At 57.6% G+C, this 22,178-nt stretch carries 21 protein-coding genes and 3 pseudogenes; 18 read left to right on the forward strand and 6 right to left on the reverse strand.

The window, feature by feature from the left end; genetic code table 11:
* Positions 1-56: 56 nt before the first annotated feature.
* The 3 genes from BLO97_RS15240 (at position 57) to BLO97_RS15250 (ending at position 2,494) form a co-directional block, all read left to right on the forward strand.
* The gene (locus BLO97_RS15240) at positions 57-677 is read left to right on the forward strand and encodes a flavin reductase family protein (RefSeq protein ID WP_092346615.1); all 621 of its coding nucleotides are present in this window, start codon (positions 57-59) and stop codon (positions 675-677) included.
* A 101-nt stretch (positions 678-778) separates the two neighbouring features.
* Positions 779-1,675, forward strand: a complete 897-nt coding sequence (locus BLO97_RS15245; protein ID WP_092224139.1) for an alpha/beta hydrolase — start codon at positions 779-781, stop codon at positions 1,673-1,675.
* 30 nt (positions 1,676-1,705) lie between these two features.
* Positions 1,706-2,494, forward strand: coding sequence for an enoyl-CoA hydratase/isomerase family protein (locus tag BLO97_RS15250; protein WP_092346618.1), 789 nt, complete (start codon positions 1,706-1,708; stop codon positions 2,492-2,494).
* 153 nt (positions 2,495-2,647) lie between these two features.
* On the opposite strand, the gene BLO97_RS15255 is transcribed toward BLO97_RS15250, so the two are convergent.
* From BLO97_RS15255 to BLO97_RS15270, 4 genes and pseudogenes are all read right to left on the reverse strand, one after another.
* Positions 2,648-2,959: an ArsR/SmtB family transcription factor gene (locus tag BLO97_RS15255; RefSeq protein ID WP_092143097.1), complete on the reverse strand. Its 312-nt coding sequence runs from the start codon at positions 2,957-2,959 to the stop codon at positions 2,648-2,650.
* Positions 2,960-3,018: 59 nt separating this feature from the next.
* On the reverse strand, positions 3,019-4,140 hold the full coding sequence (locus BLO97_RS15260) for an alkene reductase (RefSeq protein ID WP_092143094.1): 1,122 nt from the start codon (positions 4,138-4,140) through the stop codon (positions 3,019-3,021).
* Between the two features lie 96 nt (positions 4,141-4,236).
* A pseudogene (locus tag BLO97_RS15265) lies at positions 4,237-4,596 on the reverse strand (IS5/IS1182 family transposase); the annotation flags it as partial.
* Positions 4,597-4,964: 368 nt separating this feature from the next.
* Positions 4,965-5,570 (reverse strand): TetR/AcrR family transcriptional regulator, encoded by a 606-nt coding sequence (locus BLO97_RS15270; RefSeq protein WP_086936564.1) that lies wholly within the window; start codon positions 5,568-5,570, stop codon positions 4,965-4,967.
* A gap of 95 nt (positions 5,571-5,665) precedes the next feature.
* On the opposite strand from BLO97_RS15270, the gene BLO97_RS15275 reads away from it, so the two are divergent.
* Positions 5,666-6,547 (forward strand): SDR family oxidoreductase, encoded by an 882-nt coding sequence (locus tag BLO97_RS15275; protein ID WP_092346621.1) that lies wholly within the window; start codon positions 5,666-5,668, stop codon positions 6,545-6,547.
* 221 nt (positions 6,548-6,768) lie between these two features.
* Positions 6,769-7,161, forward strand: a complete 393-nt coding sequence (locus BLO97_RS15280) for an MAPEG family protein (protein ID WP_175489850.1) — start codon at positions 6,769-6,771, stop codon at positions 7,159-7,161.
* Positions 7,162-7,363: 202 nt separating this feature from the next.
* Here the strand turns inward: BLO97_RS15280 and BLO97_RS15285 are convergent, their stop codons facing one another.
* Positions 7,364-8,389 carry a LacI family DNA-binding transcriptional regulator gene (locus tag BLO97_RS15285; protein WP_092143082.1) on the reverse strand — a complete coding sequence of 342 codons (1,026 nt, stop codon included), beginning with the start codon at positions 8,387-8,389 and terminating at the stop codon, positions 7,364-7,366.
* Positions 8,390-8,727: 338 nt separating this feature from the next.
* Between BLO97_RS15285 and BLO97_RS15295 the strand changes: the two genes are divergently transcribed.
* The 3 genes from BLO97_RS15295 to BLO97_RS15305 all read left to right on the forward strand — a co-directional run bounded on the left by BLO97_RS15295 (position 8,728) and on the right by BLO97_RS15305 (position 12,226).
* A complete protein-coding gene (locus tag BLO97_RS15295; protein WP_092346630.1) occupies positions 8,728-9,756 on the forward strand; it encodes a Gfo/Idh/MocA family oxidoreductase in 1,029 nt (342 codons plus the stop codon).
* Entirely contained in the window at positions 9,753-10,712 is a 960-nt protein-coding gene (locus tag BLO97_RS15300; RefSeq protein ID WP_092346633.1) for a sugar phosphate isomerase/epimerase family protein, read from the forward strand. Before BLO97_RS15295 ends, BLO97_RS15300 begins: the two co-directional genes overlap by 4 nt.
* Positions 10,713-10,807: 95 nt before the next feature.
* Positions 10,808-12,226, forward strand: coding sequence for a sugar porter family MFS transporter (locus tag BLO97_RS15305; RefSeq protein ID WP_092346636.1), 1,419 nt, complete (start codon positions 10,808-10,810; stop codon positions 12,224-12,226).
* A gap of 31 nt (positions 12,227-12,257) precedes the next feature.
* On the opposite strand, the gene BLO97_RS15310 is transcribed toward BLO97_RS15305, so the two are convergent.
* Positions 12,258-13,193 carry an AraC-like ligand-binding domain-containing protein gene (locus BLO97_RS15310; protein ID WP_092143070.1) on the reverse strand — a complete coding sequence of 312 codons (936 nt, stop codon included), beginning with the start codon at positions 13,191-13,193 and terminating at the stop codon, positions 12,258-12,260.
* A 561-nt stretch (positions 13,194-13,754) separates the two neighbouring features.
* On the opposite strand from BLO97_RS15310, the gene BLO97_RS15315 reads away from it, so the two are divergent.
* The 10 genes and pseudogenes from BLO97_RS15315 to BLO97_RS32330 form a co-directional block, all read left to right on the forward strand.
* Entirely contained in the window at positions 13,755-14,810 is a 1,056-nt protein-coding gene (locus tag BLO97_RS15315) for an aliphatic aldoxime dehydratase (RefSeq protein ID WP_092143067.1), read from the forward strand.
* A gap of 87 nt (positions 14,811-14,897) precedes the next feature.
* Entirely contained in the window at positions 14,898-15,764 is an 867-nt protein-coding gene (locus BLO97_RS15320; protein WP_092346639.1) for a transporter, read from the forward strand.
* A 106-nt stretch (positions 15,765-15,870) separates the two neighbouring features.
* Positions 15,871-16,395 (forward strand): group I truncated hemoglobin, encoded by a 525-nt coding sequence (locus tag BLO97_RS15325; RefSeq protein ID WP_092143062.1) that lies wholly within the window; start codon positions 15,871-15,873, stop codon positions 16,393-16,395.
* 267 nt (positions 16,396-16,662) lie between these two features.
* Positions 16,663-18,177, forward strand: coding sequence for an amidase (locus BLO97_RS15330; protein ID WP_092346642.1), 1,515 nt, complete (start codon positions 16,663-16,665; stop codon positions 18,175-18,177).
* Between the two features lie 76 nt (positions 18,178-18,253).
* A complete protein-coding gene (nthA, locus tag BLO97_RS15335) occupies positions 18,254-18,904 on the forward strand; it encodes a nitrile hydratase subunit alpha (RefSeq protein WP_092346645.1) in 651 nt (216 codons plus the stop codon).
* Between the two features lie 20 nt (positions 18,905-18,924).
* Positions 18,925-19,578 (forward strand): nitrile hydratase subunit beta, encoded by a 654-nt coding sequence (gene nthB, locus BLO97_RS15340; RefSeq protein ID WP_092346648.1) that lies wholly within the window; start codon positions 18,925-18,927, stop codon positions 19,576-19,578.
* Positions 19,575-20,015 carry a nitrile hydratase accessory protein gene (locus tag BLO97_RS15345; protein WP_092346651.1) on the forward strand — a complete coding sequence of 147 codons (441 nt, stop codon included), beginning with the start codon at positions 19,575-19,577 and terminating at the stop codon, positions 20,013-20,015. Before nthB ends, BLO97_RS15345 begins: the two co-directional genes overlap by 4 nt.
* Positions 20,016-20,074: 59 nt before the next feature.
* On the forward strand, positions 20,075-20,752 hold the full coding sequence (locus BLO97_RS15350; protein WP_092346654.1) for an energy-coupling factor ABC transporter permease: 678 nt from the start codon (positions 20,075-20,077) through the stop codon (positions 20,750-20,752).
* Between the two features lie 115 nt (positions 20,753-20,867).
* Positions 20,868-21,860: pseudogene (locus tag BLO97_RS15355) on the forward strand (PAS domain-containing protein); the annotation flags it as partial.
* Positions 21,861-21,890: 30 nt separating this feature from the next.
* Positions 21,891-22,151, forward strand: a pseudogene (locus BLO97_RS32330) (methyl-accepting chemotaxis protein); the annotation flags it as partial.
* Positions 22,152-22,178 lie beyond the last annotated feature (27 nt).

Consider the following 22,178-nt stretch of genomic DNA (forward strand, 5'->3'; position numbering starts at 1 on the left):
CAGCAGAATTGACTCGAGCAGGTGGCAGTCCTTGCGCGCGCCCAAAGAGGTAAGCTATGACCGATTGGCATTTCTACGAACCGGCACAGGGACATTCCCTGCGGCACGATCCGCTCAACGCCATCGTCGCTCCGCGCCCGATCGGCTGGATCAGTACTGTCTCCAACGATGGCGTACGTAACCTCGCTCCCTACAGCTTTTTTAACCTGTTCAGCTACAAGCCGCCGATTATCGGCTTTTGCTCGCTTGGTGCGAAGGACTCGCTCGCCAATGCGCGTGCGACCGGCGAGTTCGCATGGAATCTGGCGACGCGAGAACTCGCAGAGGCAATGAACGCCTCTGCAGCGATGGCGCCAGCGGACATCGATGAATTCGAGTTGGCCAAGTTGGAGACGCTGCCCTCCGCAAAAGTACGGCCATCGCGCGTTGCGGCCAGCCCGGTGCAGTTCGAGTGCGCGGTCACCCAGATCGTGCAGCTTGAGGCGCAAGGCGGTGCAGCGCTCCCGGCGTGGCTGGTGTTGGGCGAAGTAGTAGCGATCCACATTGACCAGCAACTGATCAAAGACGGCGTGTATCAGACGGCCCAGGCGCGTCCGATCCTGCGCGGAGGTGGGCCGGCCGACTATTTCGAAATCGGCGCGGAGCAACTCTTCACGCTCAAGCGACCAGGCAATTGACCAGGCATCGAGTGACCGAGGCAAAAGGGTGGACGGCATGAACTGCCGCTGCGCATAGGGTTTACGGCGCCGCCTGACCTCTTTATACAAGGAGAACTTCCATGTTTCGACGTACCGATATCGCGTTCGAAGCCGAGGGCGGCGTCACGCTGCGCGGCTGGCTCTATGTTCCCATCGGCGGCACCGCCCCCTATCCTGCCATCACCATGGCGCATGGTTATGCCGGCGTGAAGGAGCACGGCCTGGAGCCATTCGCTGAGCAGTTTGCCTCCAACGGCTTTGTCGTCCTCCTGCACGATCACCGTAACTTCGGCGCCAGCGAAGGCACGCCGCGCCAGGATATCGACCCATGGTGTCAGATCGCCGATTGGCGGCGCGCGATCAGCTTCCTCGAAGACCAGGAAGCCGTCGACGCGAAGCGCATCGGCTTATGGGGCACGAGCTATTCCGGCGGTCACGCACTCGTGCTTGGCGCAACCGAACGACGCTTGCGTGCGGTCGTCGCGCAGGTGCCGACGATCAGCGGCTTCGAGCAAGGACTGCGCCGCATTCCGCCCGATGCGGTCGCCGCCATCGAGGATGCCTTCGCGGCGGACGAGCGCGCGCAAGCACGCGGCGAGCCGCCGCGTAGACAGGCAATTGTCAGCGCCGATCCGGCCGTCCCTGCTTCGTACCGCACCAAGGAAGCCGTCGAGTTTTATCTGCAGCCCGTACCCGACGGCGCCTGGGAGAACAGCGTCACGGTGCGCTCGACGCGCGCTGCGCGCATGTACGAACCGGGCACGTGGATTGCGCGCGTGTCCCCCACGCCACTGCTGATGGTCGTCGCGCTGCAGGACACGATCACGCTGACCGATCTTGAGCTGGCCGCCTACGAGCGTGCCCTTGAGCCAAAGCGCCTCGTGACGATTCCCGGCGGCCACTTCGATCCGTACATCACCAGATTCGATCAATCAAGTACCGCCGCGCTGGACTGGTTCAAGGAACACCTCGCCTAACTTCAGCTTGCGACAACGCAGGAGCCCGACATGTCTCATCTCACCCATACCATTGAGAACGGCATAGCAACGATCATTCTTGATCGCTCGCCGCAAAACCGCATCGACGACCAGATGGTTGACGAACTGGCTACGGCAGTCAGCGCGATCGAACGCAGTGACGCACGCGTCGTGCTGGTGCGCGCCGAGGGCGAGAACTTCAGCTTTGGCGGCGACATCACGTCCTGGCCCGATGACACCCCCCGCCAGTTGCGTGCACGCTTCGAGGGTTACATGGACGTCTTCAATCGCTTCGAACGTCTGCCCTTGCCTGTCATCGCCATGGTGCAGGGCTTGTGCGCAGGCGGTGGTTTCGAACTGGCGTTGCGTGCCGATGTAATCTTTGCTGCCGAAAGCGCAACATTCTGCCATCCGGAACAGTCGCTTGCCTTAGTGACCCTGTTGGGCGGCATCTACCGCGTCGCCGAACGCGCGGGACGCGTACGAGCCATGGAATGGGCGCTGACTTCCGAGCGTGTCCCCGCTGCGACGATGGAGCGCTTCGGCGTCATCAACCGCGTCGTCGCCGATGCCGAACTGCTTGCAGCGGCGCATGCCTTCGCCGCGAAGTTCGTGCACGGCCCCACACGCGCCCACGCCGCTCACAAGGCCTTGCTGCGCGCCTGGGCCAACGGCGGCATCCAGGCGGCCGACGATGTGATGTTCAACATTGCCATGCCCTTGTTCGAGACAGAAGACGTGAAGAACGGGCTTGCTTCGGCCATCAAGGCCCTGAAGGCCGGTACGCCGCGCCTGGAGCTCGAATTCAAGGGTCATTGATTTCCGCTACGCAAACCGACTCAAGGAGCGGAACGTGCGCGATTAGCCGTGGAGAGAGGCCAGTAGGCCACCCCGGCGCAAACAAGTCACGAACCAGCAGGGGCCCATCGCTTGTTGGCGCTGATACGATTTTGCCCCAGGCCGCCGCAGGGCTCAGACGTCCAGCTCGGAATGCAATTCGGACAACGCGGCAAAAAGTTGCTCATCGTTCCGCTTGTAGTACGTCCATTTTCCAACTTTTGTTGCTGTCACGAAATCCATGTCTTGAAGAACCTTCAGGCAAAGGGATGTCGCAGGTTGCGACATCCCCGCTTTGTCCTGAATCAAGCTTGCGCATACACCGTATACGCTGAAGTCGTAGAGCTGGCTGTAGCTCTTGAAAGACTCGTGGGGGTTTGCCAGCCACGCGAGGACAGCTCGTCGGGTCGGATGAGACAAGACCTTAAGTGCTTCGCTTAACTCCATAAACCTTGAACCTTGACTCTAATGTGGGGCTGCCCCCAGTTGGGTGACCCCGCACGCTGTCAGGCGCTGTGCGGATAGTCGGTGTATCCCCGCTCCCCACCGCCATACAGAGTTGAAGGATCCACGGGGTTGAGGGGGTGGTTTTCTTTGAAACGTAGTGGCAAATCCGGATTTGCTATAAACGTACGTCCGAAGCCGAAAAAGTCGCCGTAACCCGTCGAGAGAATACGTTTGGCTTTCTCATGAGTGTAGTTACCGGCATACATGATCGGGCCCGAGAACGTCTCACGCAGTGCCTGCCGGAATGAGTCTGGAAGATCAGGGCTATTGTCCCAATCTGCTTCTGCAATTGAAAGGTACCCGATGCGCAGGCCTTCCAGCATTTTGGTCGCTTCGACGTAGGTCTCTTGCGGATCTTTTTCGACCAGCCCCAAATAGACCCGTTCTTCATCCGTCGATTCAAATAATGGCGCGAAGCGTACACCAACGCGCTCGCTTGCGAATACACCAATGACCGCTTCAGTCACTTCACGTAAGAACCGCAGCCGGTTTGTGAGAGATCCCCCGTACTCGTCAGTTCTGCAATTAGTGTGTTCTGAGATGAATTGGTTGATGAGGTATCCGTTCGCGCAGTGCAGCTCAACGCCGTCGAACCCCGCACGCTTCGCATTTTGAGCCGCTCGGCGATAAAGCTCTACCAACTCCTTGACCTGGAGAGTGGTCAATTCTTGCGGCATGCTCGGATCTGCTAACTGTCCTTCGTTAGGGCCGGTTTCAATGAACACTTTAACGTTGGTGGCACGGATAGCTGAAGGGGCAACTGGAGGCTGATTATCGGGTTGCAAACTGACGTGGGAAACACGACCAACGTGCCAGAGTTGGCAGAAGATGGTGCCGCCCTCGGCATGAACGGCTTCGGTCACCTGGCGCCAACCTTCGACCTGTTCGTCACTGTAAATACCGGGTGTCCAAGCATAGCCTTGGCCACGTGGCTCGATTTGAGAGCCTTCGGTGACCATGAAGCCAGCTGTAGCGCGTTGGCGGTAGTACGCTGCCATGAGCGAGTTCGGTACGTTACCTGGCTGCGAGCTTCTGGAGCGAGTGAGTGGGGGTAGGACGATACGATTTCGAAGCACCATGCTGCCAAGGTTCATAGCATCAAAAAGACTGCGAGAGGACATTGTTGAGCTCATAGGGGTAGTTGAGTGTGCAAACACATTAACACATAAGAATGTACTAATGTGTAGCGGCGACGCATTCATCTGTATTCAAAGCGCCTAGGCACTGTACGAAAAGTACTGTCTCAAACACCGCATGGCGCAAGCCAGTGAGACCATCGCCGCATAAGTTTTCGCGAGCTTGTCGAAGCGCGCAACGATGCGGCCGTTCTCCTTCAGCCAGCTGAGCATGCACTCAATGATGTTGCGTTGTCGGTATTTGGGGCGATCACAAAGTCTCGGTAATCCTGGCTTGGATTTGCGCTTCATCGTGCGCAGCGGGATAACCGGCTGCATCCGATAGCGGTCGCAGTAGCGCCGCAACGCTACGCCATTGGCATCGCACAGCATGTGAATCTTCGTCATCAGGCCGACCCGGCTTCGTCCGAGGGCATGATCTTGCGGTTCTTTAGCAGCGCCCGAGCAGAGCACCAGAACACTGGGCTCCTGCCTTTGATGGACGCGGACTTTACTGAGTCCCGACGATTGCTGGGTTCAAATGAGTTTCAGCTGATTTCGTACAGAACCCACGCATGGCTGGGTGCGCCCAAGAGCCTGAACTCGGCTTTTTCAGCACCACAAAGCACTATTAATTTCTTATACGCAGACACCCTAACGCCCCACTCACCGGAGTTTCGGGGCGCGAAGCGAGAATATTCTCATGCGCCGTGAATTGTTATGAATGGCTCTGCAAATATCAATCAAACAGTATTCAGATAAGCCACTTTTTTACCCCAGACGAACGAATACCTGCTTCTACAGAAACACTGGGCTGAGAGGCATGCTCATCAGAACACAGAAAAAGCGACTAACAGCATCTTCTTTACAATCTGCGGATCCTCGCCACGAGATATCTGTGACGCAGCATTACTTAATTGCGCATCAATATAGATAGATGCAAACTCTGATGACATGTCTGCAGAGAATTCACATTTGGCTTTTGCACGCTCCACCCATTTCCTGTAAGCCGTTAATGCTTGCTCTTGAATGAAATCGATTTGTGCTCGTGTTGCCTCACCCAAGTGCATGCGTGATTCGCGCATCTTTATCAAAAGACATCCCTTTGGTATCCCTTGACTGTCACTCACCGAGGTGGCGAATGACACCAGGCTGTCAAGCATCTCTCGAAACGGCTTTTCTGCCTTTAACATCTCCAGCACAGAATCCAGCTCCTGTTCCTGATATTTAAGAATAACGGCTTTCATCAAGCCATCTTCATTCCAAAATTCACGATAAAGACCTGGCTTCGATATATCGCACCTTCTGCAAATTTCATTAAGGGATAAGCTGCGTACGCCCTCTTTCCAATAGGCTTCCATTGCCACATCCAAAACGTGATCACGGTCCAGGGTCTTAGGTCGTCCCCTTGAAGGCTTTGTCGGATTTAAGCTCATTTTGTACCACCTGGTATTTTAACTTGACACACGGCACCCTCCCCTCCTATTTTGTACCGAATGGTACTTAATAGACAACCCAGCGGGAAAGAAAAATGAGCGAAGCCAAAAAAAGCGTCATCATCACCGGTAGCAGCAGTGGATTTGGCCTAAAAGCAGTGAAAGACTTTGCAGACAAGGGCTACCAAGTGTTCGCCACCATGCGTGGCACAGAAGGCAAGAACGCCGCAGTCAAGACCGCGCTGGAAGCGTATAGCAACCTCATCCATGTCGTAGATATGGATGTCACCAGCGACGAATCCGTCAAGACAGCCATTGCTGGTGTGCTGGCTAAAGCGGGCAAGATTGATATTTTGATTAACAATGCAGGCGTAATGTACCTGGGTATTACGGAGGCATTTAGCATTGCCCAAGCCAGGGAACAGATGGAAACCAACTACTATGGCGCCATGCGCATTATACAGGCTGTCTTGCCCGCTATGCGGGAAGCCAAATCCGGTCTGATCATTAACACCTCATCAATGGTCGGCCAGATTTCGGCGCCGTATTTCTCTACATACGCCGCCACCAAGCACGCTCTGGAAGGCTACGTCCAAGGCTTATGTTACGAAGTGGCGCCCTTCGGTATTGATGTTGCCATCGTGCAACCAGGCCCGTTCCCTACTGGTCTGAGTGCTGGAGGGCAAGCGCCTTCCCGTCTTGACGTACTGGAGAGCTATGGTGACTTGGCAAAGATACCTGATGCTATGTTCGCAGAATTCGCGAAATTCATGCAGTCTGACCAGGCACCAGATCCACAGTTGGTCGTCGATACTTATTTAGCGTTAGCAGATATGCCTGCCGGCAAACGTCCTACACGCACAGCGGTAGGCATGGTTTGGGGTGTTGATGAAATTAACGCTGCCAAACAACCCATTCAAGACCGTGTTTTAAAAGAAATGCAACTAGAGAATATTTTAGGCGGCGCTGACGCGTAATTCCCTGTAACAGGGCAAGCTATTCCTTGCCCTGTTTCAGCTAAATATCACAATCGCACTCCTTCCTTGGGAAACGTCCAATAGCAGTTCTTTAGCTCCGATTAGCGCAGCGCAATTGAAGAGCAAAGATCTAAGCGCCAACAGCCTTCGCGGGGTGCATACGCTTCGAGGCGAGCAATTTTAGCCACTAGTTAGGCCCCTTGCGGGGCAGGGAGCATACAGTGAAGGTTACACTTCTCTACGGTGGCCTACTTGCAATCTTATTCATTGCACTAAGTGCCCGAGTAATTATTGGAAGAATGGGGCCTGGCAGCCCTAGCCTTGGCGACGGTGGCAATTCCGTCATGTTTCGGCGCATTAGAGGACATGGCAATTTCGCTGAGTACGTTCCACTGGCGCTCGTGCTGATTGGATTTCTAGAATTAACCGGCTCACCGCAATGGCAACTACACACGCTCGGTTCAGTACTACTTGTTGGACGCATTCTACATGGCTACGCACTTTCGTTTACAGACGACAATTCTTTTGGTCGTAACGCCGGCATTTTTGCAACTCTTTTAGTACTGTCCACCTCGACCGTGCTTTGCATTTGCAGGTATTTTGGTGGCGTCTAATGAGGCGTGCAACGCGACCTTCTTTCGGGCTGTAACTACCGTCCTGGAGCCCAGTCAAAATGTTCTTCGGGGATCCGGATAGTCTGTAATCGTATCGGCTGCATGGCAAGGAGCACCGTTTCTCGATCGGTACTGACTCCGACATAGGCCTCCATCCTTGGTTTTGCTGAGGGACACGGTTGGGTAGAACGCAACGTTGGCCTTACGCACCACAGTTATATCGAGTGTGAATCAAGATCTGTGTTGAGGGTGGCGCGCTCGCCGCGCCCTCGATCGCTCCTCGTATCCAGCGCACCGCTGCGGCCGTCTCGCCAACGAAATCATGAGAGATAACGTAATCCATGACACCGGACTCCAGCATCGCCCGCGTATGAACCGTAAGCTCATGGCCGACGAAAATAGGCCGATCCTCAGCCGCAATGGTATCTATTGCGCAAGCAACGCCCCGATTGGCGCCGGCCACGTTGTAGATGGCTGCCGGGTAGTCGTGTTTGGAAAAGTAACGCGTCAATTGTTCAGTCGTGGTCTGAGGGCGATCATCGGACATCACCCGCTCGTCGATCTTCAGATAGGGAAACTCCGAGCGGAGCACCCGGCGAAACCCCATCTCCCGCTCTTGCTGACAACGAAACGGCACACTGGTCACCAGCAGGATTTTCGCGGGCTCTTTAGGTAACGCATTGCCGATCAGTAACCCGGCGACACTGCCCGCCGCATATTGATCGTTGCCTACATAAGCGCTTCGCCCGGAATTAGGCAGGTCGGTGGTCAGGCACACAACTGGAATACCCAGGCTGCAGAGTTTGCGAATCGCTCGGTTGATCGCCGGATGCTCGCGCGATACGACGATCACCCCATCCGCCGAGGCGCCCTGCGCCTGAACCTGATCAGCAAACGTGGCGGGATCGACCTGGTTGGTCGGTTCATAGTAGCCATGCACCACGACACCTGGCGTCGAAGCGTTCACCAATGCCTCGGCGTCAGCCAATGTTGCATTGAAGGTTTCGCCCGAATCGCAAAAGAGCTTGATCTGCAACGTTGCCATGCCATCAGCCAAGTCCTTCTTTAGCTTATCCAGCGCCGCCAGCACTTTCAGACGGGTGTTTTCTCGCACGCCGGGGCGGTTATTCAGCACGCGGTCGACGGTGGCTGCTCCGACCCTGGCCACCTTGGCGACCTGTTGAACGGTGGGCCCCTTCCATAAACGCGCCGATGTTTGCATGGTCATATAGCTCGCTCTCTCTTGATGTCATTTACATCATATACGTATTACTGATGGCTGTTTTCAAGAGCAATGAAAACCACTACTACACCTTCAAATTTGAGGTTTTTCACATCATAAATAGCCTATGGCGCGCCTTGATGATTGCTTGTTCGGTGCTAATAATCGAGGCACAACAAACACAACAAACCGCCAGGATAGTCCCATGAATAACTCGCCTCATCGGTTGGTTTCGACCGCCACGGCTACGCCGCTTATGGCCACATACATCTCCCTTCCCAGTCCACACGCACGCGAGTTCGACGTTGCGTTGATGACTGTCGCCCATTGATAGGTCGTTGAATATGAGCATACGAATCGCCGTTATCGGCGCAGGGATTATGGGGGAGGATCACGCCCGCATCATTGCCCAGGACCTTCCGGGAGCCACTTTGCACGTGGTGTGTGATGCGTCGCCAGAGCGAACGAAGCTGATAGCTGACCGTTATGGCGCTGCTGACGTTTCCACTGATCCACTGTTCACGCTTTCAAGGTCCGATGTCGATGCAATCATCATCGCCAGCCCGGACGAAACCCATGCGGTCCTGACCATGGCAGCCATTGATGCAGGGAAGCCCGCACTGTGTGAAAAGCCGTTGTCTCAAAGCCCGGACCAGTGCCTGGCAGTCATCGACAAAGAGGCCTCCCGGGGTCGCCAATTCGTGCAACTGGGCTTCATGCGCCGGTTTGACCCTTCGTATAGGGAAATGAAAAGTGCCTTGAGCGACGGCGTGATAGGTCGGGCTGTGATGATGCACAACTTCCACCGCAACGTAGAAGCCCCCGCCAACTTCAGCGGGCAAATGGCAATCAGTAACTCCGCGCCGCATGAGTTCGATGTGGCACGTCACGTGCTCGACACTGAATACGTTGCCATCTCAGTGTTCCAACCCACCCACACGTCTGAGGACGGCGTCGGCGCCCCGGTGTTCATGGTGCTGGAAACCCGGGAAGGCCATCTGGTGAACATCGAAATCAACAACAACGCCCATTACGGGTACGACGTCCGTGGCGAGTTGGTGGGTGAGCGAGGTTCCGTGCAACTGAACACACCCGTACATGCTCGTTTCAACACCTGTCTTCAGGGTTTTGAAAGGTACGCGGCCGATTGGCGGCCGCGTTTCGCCGACGCCTACCGCCTGCAGAACAAAGCATTCGTGGCGTTCATCAACACAGGTCGGTTCCCAGTCCATGCCGCGAATGCCTGGGACGGCTATTGCGCAGCCATTGTCGCCCAAGCCGGCATCGAGGCACTCAATCAGCGTCGCCGGATCGTGTTGCCGACGCTGCAAGCACCGCCCCTCTACCGGTCGCGAGAAGGAGCTACGTCATGAAGCTGGGATTCGTCACCGATAGCCTCGGCAACCTGCCCCTGCGGGAGATGCTCAAGCAGGCTGAACGGCTGGGAGTGTCGGGCCTGGAGATCAACACTGGCGGATGGTCCACCGCGCCGCACTTTGACTTGGCCCAGATGCTCGCCAGCGCCGACCACCGCCAGGCCCTCAAACGCAGCTTCCAGGAACACAATCTGGAGATCATTTCCCTGAACGCCAACGGCAACCCTTTGCACCCCACGCAGCCTGCACAAGGCCAGTGCCTCAGGGACACGATACGCGTAGCCGGTGAGTTGGGAGTCAAGACCGTCTGCACCATGTCTGGCTTACCTGAAGGTCAGGCCGGCGACAGGATGCCGAACTGGGTGGTTGCCTCATGGCCTCCCGAAACCCAGGCAATGCTGCGCTATCAATGGGAAGAACGCCTGCTGCCCTTCTGGAGCGAGATAGCTGATCTGGCCAAGGAAAATGGTGTGGAGCGCATCGCTTTGGAATTGCACGGTAACCAGTGCGTCTACAACGTCCGTTCGCTGCTGAAGCTACGCAATGCCATCGGACCGGTAATTGGCGCCAACCTCGATCCCTCGCATCTGTTCTGGATGGGCGCTGATCCGCTGGTCGCCGCCGAGGCACTGGGCGACGCCATTTATCATGTGCACGCCAAAGACACTTTGCTTAATGCGCCAGTCCAGGCCGTGGATTCACTCCTGGAAAATGGCTCATTGATGGATATCTCATCCCGAAGCTGGTCCTACATCACACTTGGATTCGGCCACGGTGAGCAATGGTGGCGGCAGTTTTGTTACCGCCTGAAGATGGCTGGCTACGATGGCTGGCTATCGATCGAGCATGAGGACGTTTTACTCAACAGCCTCGAGGGTTTGGAAAAGTCCGTAAGACTGCTACAGAGCGTCATGCCGGTTGCCACCAGCGATTTCAAACCCCAACCCATCTGAATCGCACCACGAGAAAAACCCATGTAATTGCATATTGAAACGCTCACCGCGATGGCGAGTGAGTATCCCCATGAGTTTCAGTCAGGAATATCACAATGACAATTAATTCCTACGGAAATACGGCAGACACTTCAGCCGCCTATGTAAGCCCTGAAAAGCACCAGGCACAGCGCTACCTGCAAAAAATCACTTGGATTGCCACGTTTGGCGGCTTGCTATTCGGCTTCGACACCGGCGTCATCAACGGCGCCTTGCTCTACATGAAAGATGACCTGGGCCTGACACCCTTTACGGAAGGTCTGGTCGCCAGCGCCCTATTGATCGGCGCAATGATGGGGGCACTGTTCAGCGGTCGCTTATCGGACCTCAAGGGTCGCCGCCGTATCATTCTTTTCCTCGCCGTAGTGTTTTTTCTTGGCGCGTTGGCTTGTGCGCTGGCGCCAACCCTCGACGTCATGGTGGCCGCCCGCTTCACGCTGGGGTTAGCGGTGGGCGGCGCATCGGTCGTCGTGCCGGCGTATCTTTCGGAGATGGCGCCATCCAGCATCCGCGGTCGCATCATTACCCGCAACGAGTTGATGATCGTCACCGGACAATTCCTGGCCTTCACCACCAACGCCACACTGGGCAATTTGTTTAGCGATCTCGATGGTGTGTGGCGATGGATGCTTGCCTTGGCAACCCTGCCAGCAGTGGCACTCTGGTTGGGAATGCTCTACATGCCGGAAAGCCCGCGCTGGCTGGCCACCAAAGGGCGCTTCAGAGAGGGCCTGGAGGTGCTGAAACTGGTACGGGAGGAGTACTACGCCAAAGCTGAGATGGAGGCGATCACCCAGCAGATCAGCAACGAACGATTCATCAAAAAAGGCGGCTGGCGTGACCTGTCTCAAAAGGGTGCGCGGCGAATCTTTTTGATTGGCATCGGTATCGCTGTTACGTCGCAGCTGACCGGAGTCAATTCAATCATGTACTTCGGCACCCAGATCCTCACAGAAGCAGGCCTGGAGCAACGTAGCGCACTGATCGCCAATGTTGTAAACGGCGTTATCTCCATTGGCGCAACCTTCGTGGGCATTGCTTTGCTCGACCGCGTAGGCCGTCGTCCAATGATGTTGCTCGGTTTCACTGGCACCACATTGTCTTTGCTGTTGATTGGCCTGGTTTCAGTTTTTGTCGATCCCTCCGTCACCCGCGCCATGCTCATCCTCGGCGCCATGGCGATGTTCCTGGCCTCCATGCAAGGGCTGATCGGGCCTGCTTTTTGGGTGCTTCTGGCGGAAATTTTCCCAATGCGCATCCGCGGCGGATGCATGGGTATGGCGATCGCAGCGTTCTGGTTGACCAACGTGATGATCGGCATGTTCTTTCCATCTTTGGTTGCGATGATCGGGATCGGCCAAACCTTCTTTGTGTTCGTGGGAGCAGGACTCCTGTCCCTGACCTTCGTCGCGGTATGGGTACCGGAGACACGCGGCAGCACGCTCGAAGAGATTGAGCAGCGGTTGTATGGTTAGGCTTCGCTTCAGGAGCGATCAAGCCCCTCTTTCACTCTCGTCGCAGGAGAGTATGGGGGGCAACGCCAAAGGCTTTGCGAAAAGCGTGGCTGAAATGAGAGAAGTCGGAGAAACCGAAATCCAGCGCCGCCTGAGAAATACTGCGGACTTGACCGCGCTCAATAGCGTCGCGGCTGGCAAGCAATCGTGCCTTCCAGATTTCTGCGACCGGCGATTTCTGATGACGGGCGAAAGCGCGCGTCACAGTGCGCGTGGAGACATGGTGGGCTTGAGCAATGCGTTCGAGCGACAGGTCCGCCTCGGTCAAATACCGGTGGATGTAATTCATGATCCGGCCATGCAGATCCAACTCGTCATGAGTCTGCTTTAAATCCTGGAGTTCCAGGCTGACCACCAGAAGGTCGAGCAACGTGCTGGAGTAACGACTGGATACTCCTTCGTTATGGAAGCCTGAAGGCATACTCGCGGCTTGACGTAACATCTCGCGTAACGGAATCACTCCCGGGCGACGATCATCCAGAACCACAGCGGTGCAGTCTGCTATGGAGGGCAAGCGCTGACTGAGCAGTTTTCGCGGAATGCGGACAAGGTGGTTATCAGTACCACCGAAGCTGAATCTGAACGGCTGGGATGCGTCATAAAGAAACAGATCGTCCGCCGCCAGCTTCGTCCGTCGGTCAGCCTGCTCCAGTTCGCCATAACCGCTCCTGGTAAAGCCCAACCACAAGTCGTCATTGGGATCACTGCGCAGGTGTTGGGCGGAGCGCTCCCAATAATGCAAGGGGGCGGACAACGTGCAGATGTCCAACTCGCCCATGCCATGCACCTCCAGCGCCCCGTCAAAATCGCTCTGCGCCAGCAGTTTGCTGTCTGCGTCCAGGCAGTGGTGACAAACCACTTCCTTCCAGTAATCGAACCGGAGGGGGGCCGTAACGGCAAGCGTTGAATACTGACAGGTCTGGCTCATTGCATTCACCTCGCGGCGGCGATTCAACAAAAAAAGCGGGGTAACGTTTTGGCGAGCCAAGCAATTAGCAGGCCATCGCCATCGCCTCATTCCCGCTGTCAGACACCTGGAAGATAGGTGCCTGCGCGTTACATGGGCCGATTCTTCCAATACTCCTGCTGCCACTTCTCGGGGCACCTCGCCCCCTTGATTCACTAGCCCCGCACCATTGCTGCGCGCTGATATGCCGGCCTTTTTTGCCTGTCCTTTTTAACCAAACGGTTGTCCATTCGAGCCAAGCACGTTGCATCCCCCCTGGATAATTTCTACTCCACGCCGTGCCCCTACAAGCACGAATGATGAGGTGTCTCATGCATCCACGAGAACAGCAGCGACTGTCCGATTCATCCTGGTTTTTACAGCGATGGGACATGGCACCCGAAGAGATTGCCACTTACCTGGTGCAGCTCGGGACCTTGATGCTGCAACGCCGATGGCGCGGTACTCACCGCAAAACAACAACATCCACTGGGATGTAGAACAGCGAACCGTCCGTTTGAGACGGAAATAAAGGAGCTCCCCATGGAATCTGCGATTGATAAACATCTCAAATGTCCCCGGACGTTGTCCCGTCGTGTTCACGACGATTACCAGCCACCCTTCCCGATGTATGTGGGGCGAGCCGACGAAAACGTGAAGCAAGTGGTGATGGCTTACCTCGGGGTGCAATTTCGCGACGAGCAACGCGCCGCCGCCCTGCAAGCCATGCGCTACATTGACGCCAGCTTTGCCCTCGCCGATGGCCCAGGGAATCACGACCTGACCTACCACCTGGATAATCAGGGGTATGGGAACTTCATCGCCGTGGGCTATTGGCGTGATCCCGCCGCCTACCACCGATGGCTACTTTCAGCGCCTGTGGCCGATTGGTGGGGCGACGATGCGCGCCTGAACGAGGGGTTGGGGTATTTCCGCGAAGTCATCGCACCGCGCGCCGAGCAGTTCGAGACGCTGTATGCATTCCAGGACGATTTGCCTGGTGTCGGTGCGATCATGGACGGCATCAGCGGCGAGATCGAGGAGCACGGCTACTGGGGCTCGGCGCGCGACCGCTTTGCTATTTCACAAACCGACTGGATGCAGCCGACCAGCGAACTGCAAGTCATTTCAGGCGACCCCGCCAAGGGCGGCAGGGTCGTGGTGCGCGGCCACGACAACCTGACGCTGATCCGCTCCGGACAAGACTGGGTCGAAGCCGGCGAGGAAGAGCGCGCGCTCTATTTCAACGAGATGCTGCCGCCCCTGCAAGACGGCATGAACTTCCTGCGTGACGAGGGGCAGGCGCTGGGCTGCTACAGCAACCGCTTCGTACGCAACGTCGACCTGGATGGCAATCTTCTCGACATCGCCTATGACATCGGTCACTGGCGATCCCTCGACAAACTGGAACGCTGGGCAGAATCCCACCCCACTCATTTACGTATTTTCACCACGTTCTTCCGAGTAATCGGAGGCCTTTCGAAGCTGCGGCTGTATCACGAGGTCTCGGTAGCGGACGGTAGCCAGCAACTGTTCGAGTACATCAACTGCCACCCGCAGACCGGGATGATGCGCGACGCGCAAGTGTCGCCTACCTGACTTCATCGCTGACTCCACTTTTAGCCCTGCGCATTGCCTGACTGGCGATTGCGGGGCTCTTTTTGCCCGAAAAAAGGATCGTCGATCATGAAACAGTTCCGCTACCTGTCGCTTGCCGCCCTCCTCCCCAGCCTTTCTTCTCACGCGCTCGAGGTGGATCCTGGCGATTACGAGCCGCTCCCCGTCGGAGCGACCATCGGCGTGGTCTACTACCAGCACGCCACCACGGACAGTGCCTATGCCCAGGGTCACAAGACCAGCTCCGATTTCAACCTGACTTCCGATATCGGCATTCTGCGTCTGCTGCACGTCTACCAGTTGAGCGAGCGGCTGACCATCGAGCCCCAATTCCTGTTGCCCTTCGGTCATGTCTCGGGCGGTGGTGACGCTTCTGGTCTAGGCGACGCCAGCGGCATCGGCGACCTCATTCTCACCGCGCCACTCAAGTACCGTCTCAACGACGCCAACGACACCCTCGGTGCGACCGCCTACTTGTACGTGCCGACTGGCGACTATGACAAAGACGACGCGCTCAACATTGGCGAGAACCGTTGGAAGGTTGATCTCCAGGCCGCTTACGTCAAGCACTTCACGCAGAAGTGGGCCATCGACCTCGTCGGTGACGCCATCTGGTACGCAGACAACAACGACTTCGGCGCCAGCTCCGCCCGCCGGGAGCAGGACGTTTCCTACGGTGCTCAGTTAATGGGGCGCTACATGCCCGACGAGACCACGGCGCTGGCTATCGGCTTCGGCCACAGTTGGGGCGGGGAAAACCAGATCGATGGTGTCAACCAGGACGACAGGATGGAAACCACCAACTTCCGTATCACGGCCAGGAAGTTTTTCACCGCCAAGGACCAACTCCAAGTGCAACTTGGACGCGACCTTGCGGTGGAGAACGGCCCCAAAGAAGACTTTCGCATGAACCTGCGTTACGTCAGGGTTTTTTAGACCCGCCCGTCTCTACCACCCGTTGTCCTTATCAACCAAGCGTGTGCCCAACGGCGCGACAGTTGGCTAATGAGATGCCTCTCACCCGAAACGGAGTAACCAGACAATGACCGACCAGCAATCCACCATGGAACAACAACCCTCCCTCTATACCCGTCTTGGCGGCTATGACGCGATCTATCAGTTCGCAGGCGCCGTGTTGAGAAAGACAATGGGACACCCCGCCATCGGGCACATCTGGGCCCATATGTCGGAATCGACGTTCCAAAAGGAACACATCAATTTTGTCGATTTCCTTTCCGAGCACTGGGGTGGAAGCGCCAAATACCGGGGTAGAGACATGGTCACCGCGCATCGCGGGATGGGCCTGACCGAGGTGCACTGGCAAGCGGTGCTCGATTGTCTCGAGGCGTGCTACGACGACTACGGCCTGGCCCCGGATCTGCGCAAAGAGGTCAACGACTTCCTCATCAAGTTCAAACCGGCGGTGATCGGGAGCCCCTCCTATCGGGACGTCGTGCTCGCGCACCCGGAAATGGACCCCGCCAAAGGCATGAGAAGCGTTGGGGTTGTCTGGCCAAAACCAGGGAAGTCATCTCAGAAACAGGCCACGCCGGAATCCAAAGACTAATGCGCTCGGCATCAGCCTACGGCTGCCAGGGCTCGCTCTGGCCGCCGACGGCTACCGTGGCGTGGCTATAAAAACAGGGGCAAGCGAGTCCCGCTCAACCAAGCGACTGTCCTCCTCAGCCAAGCGCTGCTCAATCTGTGGAGATAGCTTGATACCAGCCCCGAGCACGGCTCGCCAAGAGTGCGCAGCGTGCCCGGGCATCCCCGAGATGACGTTTGAACAGACATTGCCAGCCCCTACGGGTTGGCACAGGACACAGGACACCCCATGGCCATCATCCGCCCGACTCTCGAACAAGTGCAGGACCTCGCCAGCCGCCTGCACATACAGCTGACACCCGAGCAAGCCAGCGAATACCTGGCGCTTATGCAATCCAGTTTCGATGCCTACGACCTGGTCGATGAGTTGCCAGATTTCATCCCTCCAGTGCGCTACGAGCGCAGTGCTGGTTACCGCCCTTCAAGCACGGATAATCCGCTGAACGCCTGGTACTACAGAACTGAGGTGATGGGCGCCAGTTCGGGCAAGCTTTCTGGCAAGACGGTCGCGCTCAAGGACAATATCTCTCTGGCCGGTGTCCCGATGATGAACGGCGCCGCGCCACTGGAGGGTTTCGTACCGTCGTTTGATGCCACCGTGGTGACGCGTCTGCTCGACGCAGGAGCAACCATCCTCGGCAAAGCCACCTGCGAACATTACTGCCTCTCCGGTGGTAGCCATACCTCGGACCCCGCGCCTGTGCACAACCCTTTTCGCCATGGTTACACGACGGGCGGTTCGTCTTCAGGCAGCGCGGCGCTTGTGGCGACGGGCGCGGTCGACCTGGCTATCGGTGGCGACCAAGGCGGTTCCATCCGCATTCCTGCCGCATGGTGCGGCATTTATGGAATGAAACCTACCTGGGGTCTAGTGCCTTACACCGGGGTCATGGCGATCGAGTCCACTTTCGATCATGTCGGCCCCATGACGAGCAACGTACGCGATAACGCGCTCATGCTCGAAGTGATGGCCGGCGCCGACGGGCTCGACCCTCGCCAAGCCGCCCCCAAGGTCGATGCCTATTGCGATTATCTGGAACGAGGCGTGACCGGACTCCGGATCGGGATCCTCCAGGAAGGCTTCCAACTCGCTAACCAGGATCCACGTATCGCAGAAAAGGTACGCAGCGCTATCGCCCGGCTAGAGGCGTTGGGCGCGCGGGTCGAGGAGGTATCGGTTCCCGAACACAACCTGGCGGGGTCGTTATGGAGCCCTATCGGTTGTGAAGGCCTGACCATGCAAATGATGCACGGCAATGGCGCGGGTTTTAACTGGAAGGGGCTGTACGACGTGGGCCTGCTGGACAAACAGGCCGGTTGGCGCGACCAGGCGAACGCATTGTCGCCGTCACTCAAGCTTTGCATGTTCGTCGGCCAGTTCGGTCTGGAGCGCTACAACGGTCGCTACTACGCCAAGGCCCAGAACATTGCGCGCTTTGCCCGGGCGGCCTACGACAAGGCACTGGACACCTATGACCTGCTCGTCATGCCGACAGTGCCAATCACCGCTCAGCCGCTCCCGGAACCGGGTTCTTCAATCACCGAGACCGTCACGCGTGCGTTGGAGATGCTTGGCAATACGGCCGCTCAAGACATTACGGGGCACCCCGCCCTGTCGATCCCTTGCGGCCTGGTGGACGGACTGCCCGTGGGGCTGATGCTTGTCGGAAGACATTATGCCGAAGGCACCCTCTATCAAGCGGCAGCGGCATTCGAGGCTTCTGTCGATTGGCGGACGTTGTAGACCTGCGCATCGCATTGGCGAACGAACACCGGCAAGTAGCACTGAAAGTGAGTATCGACTTCAGAGGAGCCAATACATGAGCCATACCCATGAACATCACCACGATCACGATCACGATCACGATCACGATCACACCGAGCCACCCGAGGCCATCGCCTTGCGTGTCAAGGCACTCGAATCCCTGTTGATCGAAAAGGGCTTGGTCGACCCAACCGCCATGGATGCGCTGGTGGACACTTACCAACACAAGGTCGGCCCGCGCAACGGCGCTCAGGTGGTCGCCAAGGCCTGGTTCGATCCCGATTACAAGCAGCGGCTGCTGGAAGATGCCACCGCGGCCATTGCCGAACTGGGTTTTTCCGGCGTGCAGGGCGAAGACATGGTGGTGGTGGAAAACACCGCGACCGTACACAACGTGACAGTCTGCACGCTGTGCTCCTGCTACCCCTGGCCGACCCTGGGTCTGCCACCCGTCTGGTACAAATCCGCGCCCTATCGGTCACGGATCGTCATCGATCCGCGCAGCGTGCTGGCCGAATTCGGCTTGATCATTCCCAATGACAAGGAAGTTCGCGTCTGGGACAGCAGTGCCGAGTTGCGCTATCTGGTATTGCCGGAACGTCCGGCAGGTACTGACGGCTGGAGTGAGGAACGACTGGTCGAGCTGGTGACGCGCGACGCCATGATCGGTACCGGACTGCCTAAGAATCCGGATCAAGTAGCCTGAACCCGAGAAGGAGAAAACCCATGAACGGTGTACACGACTTAGGCGGTATGCACGGTTTCGGCCCAGTGCTTACCGAGGAAGATGAACCGATCTTCCATCACGACTGGGAGCGCAGGGTCTTTCCGCTGTTCGCCTCGCTCTTCGCCGGCGGACACTTCAATGTCGACGAATTCCGACACGCCATTGAACGCATGGAACCGGCTGAATACTTGCAGTCCAGTTACTACGAGCATTGGCTGCATGCCTTCGAGAACCTGTTGTTGGAAAAAGGCGTGATCAGCACTGGCGAACTGCAGGGTACGGCCAAACCAACCCCACCGGCACAGCCCGTCACGGTTTTAACACCGGACATCGTCGAGGCCGTAGTACTCGGCGGCGCCTCTTCCCGGGCAAAGGAACCCGTCGACGGCCGCTTCCGGGTCGGTGACCGGGTGCGGACGAAGAACCTCCATCCAACCACCCACACCCGACTGCCGCGCTACGCGCGCGGCAAGGTCGGGACCATCGAAATTGCACACGGTGCGTTTGCCACCCCAGACACGATGGCCCACGGTCTCGGCGAACAACCCCAACAGGTCTATGCCGTTCGCTTCACTGCCACAGAACTGTGGGGAGTGGCGCGACCGGACAGCGTTTGCATTGATCTGTGGGACAACTATCTGGAGGCCGTATGAGCGCCAGCCTGCATCACATCCCCCCAATAGCCGGCCTGTCTTCCGACGATGAGGGCCCGGTGTTCGACAAACCTTGGCAGGTCCAGGCGTTTTCCCTGCTGGTACACCTGCACCAAATCGGTCTATTCCCCTGGAAGGACTGGGTGCAGGTATTCAGCGACGAGATCAAGGCTAGCCCGGCGCAACCCGGAGAAAGCGTCAACGACACTTACTACCGGCAATGGATCACAGCGATGGAAAGAATGGTCACCACACTCGGTTTAACGGGTATGGAAGATATCAGCCGGCGCACCGAGGAATGGCAGCAGGCTTACTTGAATACCCCCCACGGACAACCGGTGACGCTGCTCAATGCGAGTTGCCCACTGGCCCATGGAAACGGCCACGAGCACTTGCCACGGCATGAGCCGGTAGCGATCAGCCGGGCCATCAGCTGAGGCCGGAGTCGTCCTGTTTTTTACTTTCGAGGTCGCGAAGCGGCCAAGGGGCAATCGTCATGCATATCGAACCTAACCTGGTGGAAGCTGGAAAACTCTGGCTGAGCTATGTCACTGCCGCGGGTGCCGGCGCCTACACCCTCAAACTCGCGGCCCAAGCCATAGGCGAGCGTGGGGTCTTCTCGCTGCTGGCTCGCACTATCACTGCCACGGCCCTGGTATTCAGCTTCTTCGAGCTACTACCGCACCATCCAGTCGGCGTCTCCGAGGTGCATCTCATCCTGGGGTCAACGCTGTTTCTGCTGCTCGGCGCCGCACCTGCGACAGCGGGTCTAGCCCTGGGACTGCTGATCCAGAGTCTGTTCTTCGCGCCATTCGACCTGCCGCAATACGGCATGAACGTCACCACCCTTCTGGTACCGCTGTTCACAGTCGCCGCCCTGGCGAAACGCATCATCGCGCCAAACACGCCGTATGTGGAACTGAGCTATAGACAAGCGCTGGGGCTGTCGACCGCCTTCCAGGCCGGCATCGTCGCCTGGGTTGCCTTCTGGGCCTTCTATGGACAAGGCTTCACCGCAGGAAACGCCCTGTCAATTCTGACCTTCGGCAGTGCCTACATGACCGTCGTCACCCTCGAACCGCTGTTGGACCTGGCCGTGCTGGCCGGTGCCAAGGCAACACATCGCCTGCGTGGCAGCGCGCTGATCGAGCGCCGCCTGTACCAGGCCGCCTGAGTCGACAGACTCCAGTCCAGGTCAGACAGTCCCCGAGCATTCGAAGACCGGAATGCTCGGGGCATCAAGAACCAGAACCGCCCCGAAACCTCGTGAGTAAAACTAGAGGTATTTGATGTTTTTCAGAAATAGCACCCGCAAGGAATTGAAGCTGCTCGGCGAACGACTGGAACAACCCGACGGCGAGGGAGTATCGATAGCGGCGAAGGATTCGTCACTGCGACGGGTACTGGCCGGCATCGAACGCCTGCTCGCCGATCGCACGGCGCTCCGGGCCAGCGTGATCGACCTGAATGCTGAACTGCAACGCCTCAAGCTTCAGTTGGATGAATACGAAACGCAATTGCACGACCAAGCGCAACTTTGGCAATTGGCGGCTTGCGGGTCGGGTGATTTGCTCTGGAAATTGCAGTTCAATGGCAGCCTACAGCCCGCCCGCGATGCAGTACTGCAATGGTTCGGCAACCTGCCCACTCAGGCGGACCTCCCCGTCTATCTAGGCTCCTGGAACGATTGCCTTCACCCTGACGACCGCCAGGCCAACCTGGATGCCCTGGCTCGCCACCTGGCCGATCGCAGCGGGCACGCGCCCTACCAGGTGGAGGTGCGCCTCGCGAGCCACTCGGGAGAATACCGCTGGGTCCAGATCGTCGGCGAAACGCTCCGTGACGAACGGGGGCTGCCACAGATCAGCGTCGGTATTGTGCGTGACATCCACAGACAACGCTTGCAAGACGAAGAGTTCGCGATGCTCTCAGCCCGCTTCGAGATTTCCCGCGAATGCATTCAGGATGCACTCTGGGATATCAATATCATCGCAGGCGATCCAGCCAATCCCCATAACGCCATCTGGTTCTCGTCACAGATGCGTCGCCTGCTCGGCTACGAAACCATCGAAGAGTTTCCCAATGTGTTCGAAAGCTGGTTGTCCCGCCTGCATCCCGAAGACAGCCAACGGGCCGTGCAAGCGTTTGTCGAACATGTCACCGACCGCTCCGGCCAAACACCCTTCGATGTGACCTACCGCCTCAGGCACCGCAACGACGAGTACCGTTGGTTCAGAGGCCGGGGTCAGACCCAGCGAAGCAACGACGGCACGCCCTTGCGTACAGTGGGGGCGATCACAGACGTGCACGCCCATCGCGAGGAAAGCCAGTTGCGTCAGACTCAGGAACGTCAGCATCAAGCGATGCAGGAAAACCTCGCCAAGCTGACGCAGATAGTCGCCGCCATCCAAAGCATCGCCAAACAGACCAATCTACTGGCCTTGAACGCGGCGATAGAAGCGGCCAGAGCCGGTGAGGCCGGAAGGGGTTTCGCAGTGGTCGCCGACGAGGTCCGCAAGCTGGCCACCCGCACCAGCCAGGCCACCCAGCAGGCGGCCGACATGATCGAGAGGTACTGAGTTCAAGCTGTGCATCCATTC

This window comes from Pseudomonas sp. NFACC05-1, from assembly GCF_900100135.1.
Lineage (GTDB): Bacteria > Pseudomonadota > Gammaproteobacteria > Pseudomonadales > Pseudomonadaceae > Aquipseudomonas > Aquipseudomonas fluorescens_Q.

Excerpts from the sequence above, each read along its gene's own strand:
- BLO97_RS15330 (WP_092346642.1), top strand. The coding sequence starts at position 16,663 with ATGGCCATCATCCGCCCGACTCTCGAACAAGTGCAGGACCTCGCCAGC.
- BLO97_RS15240 (WP_092346615.1), top strand. The coding sequence starts at position 57 with ATGACCGATTGGCATTTCTACGAACCGGCACAGGGACATTCCCTGCGG.
- BLO97_RS15255 (WP_092143097.1), bottom strand. The coding sequence starts at position 2,959 with ATGGAGTTAAGCGAAGCACTTAAGGTCTTGTCTCATCCGACCCGACGA.
- BLO97_RS15270 (WP_086936564.1), bottom strand. The coding sequence starts at position 5,570 with ATGAGCTTAAATCCGACAAAGCCTTCAAGGGGACGACCTAAGACCCTG.
- BLO97_RS15250 (WP_092346618.1), top strand. The coding sequence starts at position 1,706 with ATGTCTCATCTCACCCATACCATTGAGAACGGCATAGCAACGATCATT.
- BLO97_RS15260 (WP_092143094.1), bottom strand. The coding sequence starts at position 4,140 with ATGTCCTCTCGCAGTCTTTTTGATGCTATGAACCTTGGCAGCATGGTG.
- BLO97_RS15345 (WP_092346651.1), top strand. The coding sequence starts at position 19,575 with ATGAGCGCCAGCCTGCATCACATCCCCCCAATAGCCGGCCTGTCTTCC.
- nthB (WP_092346648.1), top strand. The coding sequence starts at position 18,925 with ATGAACGGTGTACACGACTTAGGCGGTATGCACGGTTTCGGCCCAGTG.
- BLO97_RS15300 (WP_092346633.1), top strand. The coding sequence starts at position 9,753 with ATGAAGCTGGGATTCGTCACCGATAGCCTCGGCAACCTGCCCCTGCGG.
- BLO97_RS15310 (WP_092143070.1), bottom strand. The coding sequence starts at position 13,193 with ATGAGCCAGACCTGTCAGTATTCAACGCTTGCCGTTACGGCCCCCCTC.
- BLO97_RS15325 (WP_092143062.1), top strand. The coding sequence starts at position 15,871 with ATGACCGACCAGCAATCCACCATGGAACAACAACCCTCCCTCTATACC.
- BLO97_RS15245 (WP_092224139.1), top strand. The coding sequence starts at position 779 with ATGTTTCGACGTACCGATATCGCGTTCGAAGCCGAGGGCGGCGTCACG.
- BLO97_RS15295 (WP_092346630.1), top strand. The coding sequence starts at position 8,728 with ATGAGCATACGAATCGCCGTTATCGGCGCAGGGATTATGGGGGAGGAT.
- BLO97_RS15315 (WP_092143067.1), top strand. The coding sequence starts at position 13,755 with ATGGAATCTGCGATTGATAAACATCTCAAATGTCCCCGGACGTTGTCC.
- BLO97_RS15350 (WP_092346654.1), top strand. The coding sequence starts at position 20,075 with ATGCATATCGAACCTAACCTGGTGGAAGCTGGAAAACTCTGGCTGAGC.
- BLO97_RS15320 (WP_092346639.1), top strand. The coding sequence starts at position 14,898 with ATGAAACAGTTCCGCTACCTGTCGCTTGCCGCCCTCCTCCCCAGCCTT.
- nthA (WP_092346645.1), top strand. The coding sequence starts at position 18,254 with ATGAGCCATACCCATGAACATCACCACGATCACGATCACGATCACGAT.
- BLO97_RS15275 (WP_092346621.1), top strand. The coding sequence starts at position 5,666 with ATGAGCGAAGCCAAAAAAAGCGTCATCATCACCGGTAGCAGCAGTGGA.
- BLO97_RS15285 (WP_092143082.1), bottom strand. The coding sequence starts at position 8,389 with ATGACCATGCAAACATCGGCGCGTTTATGGAAGGGGCCCACCGTTCAA.
- BLO97_RS15305 (WP_092346636.1), top strand. The coding sequence starts at position 10,808 with ATGACAATTAATTCCTACGGAAATACGGCAGACACTTCAGCCGCCTAT.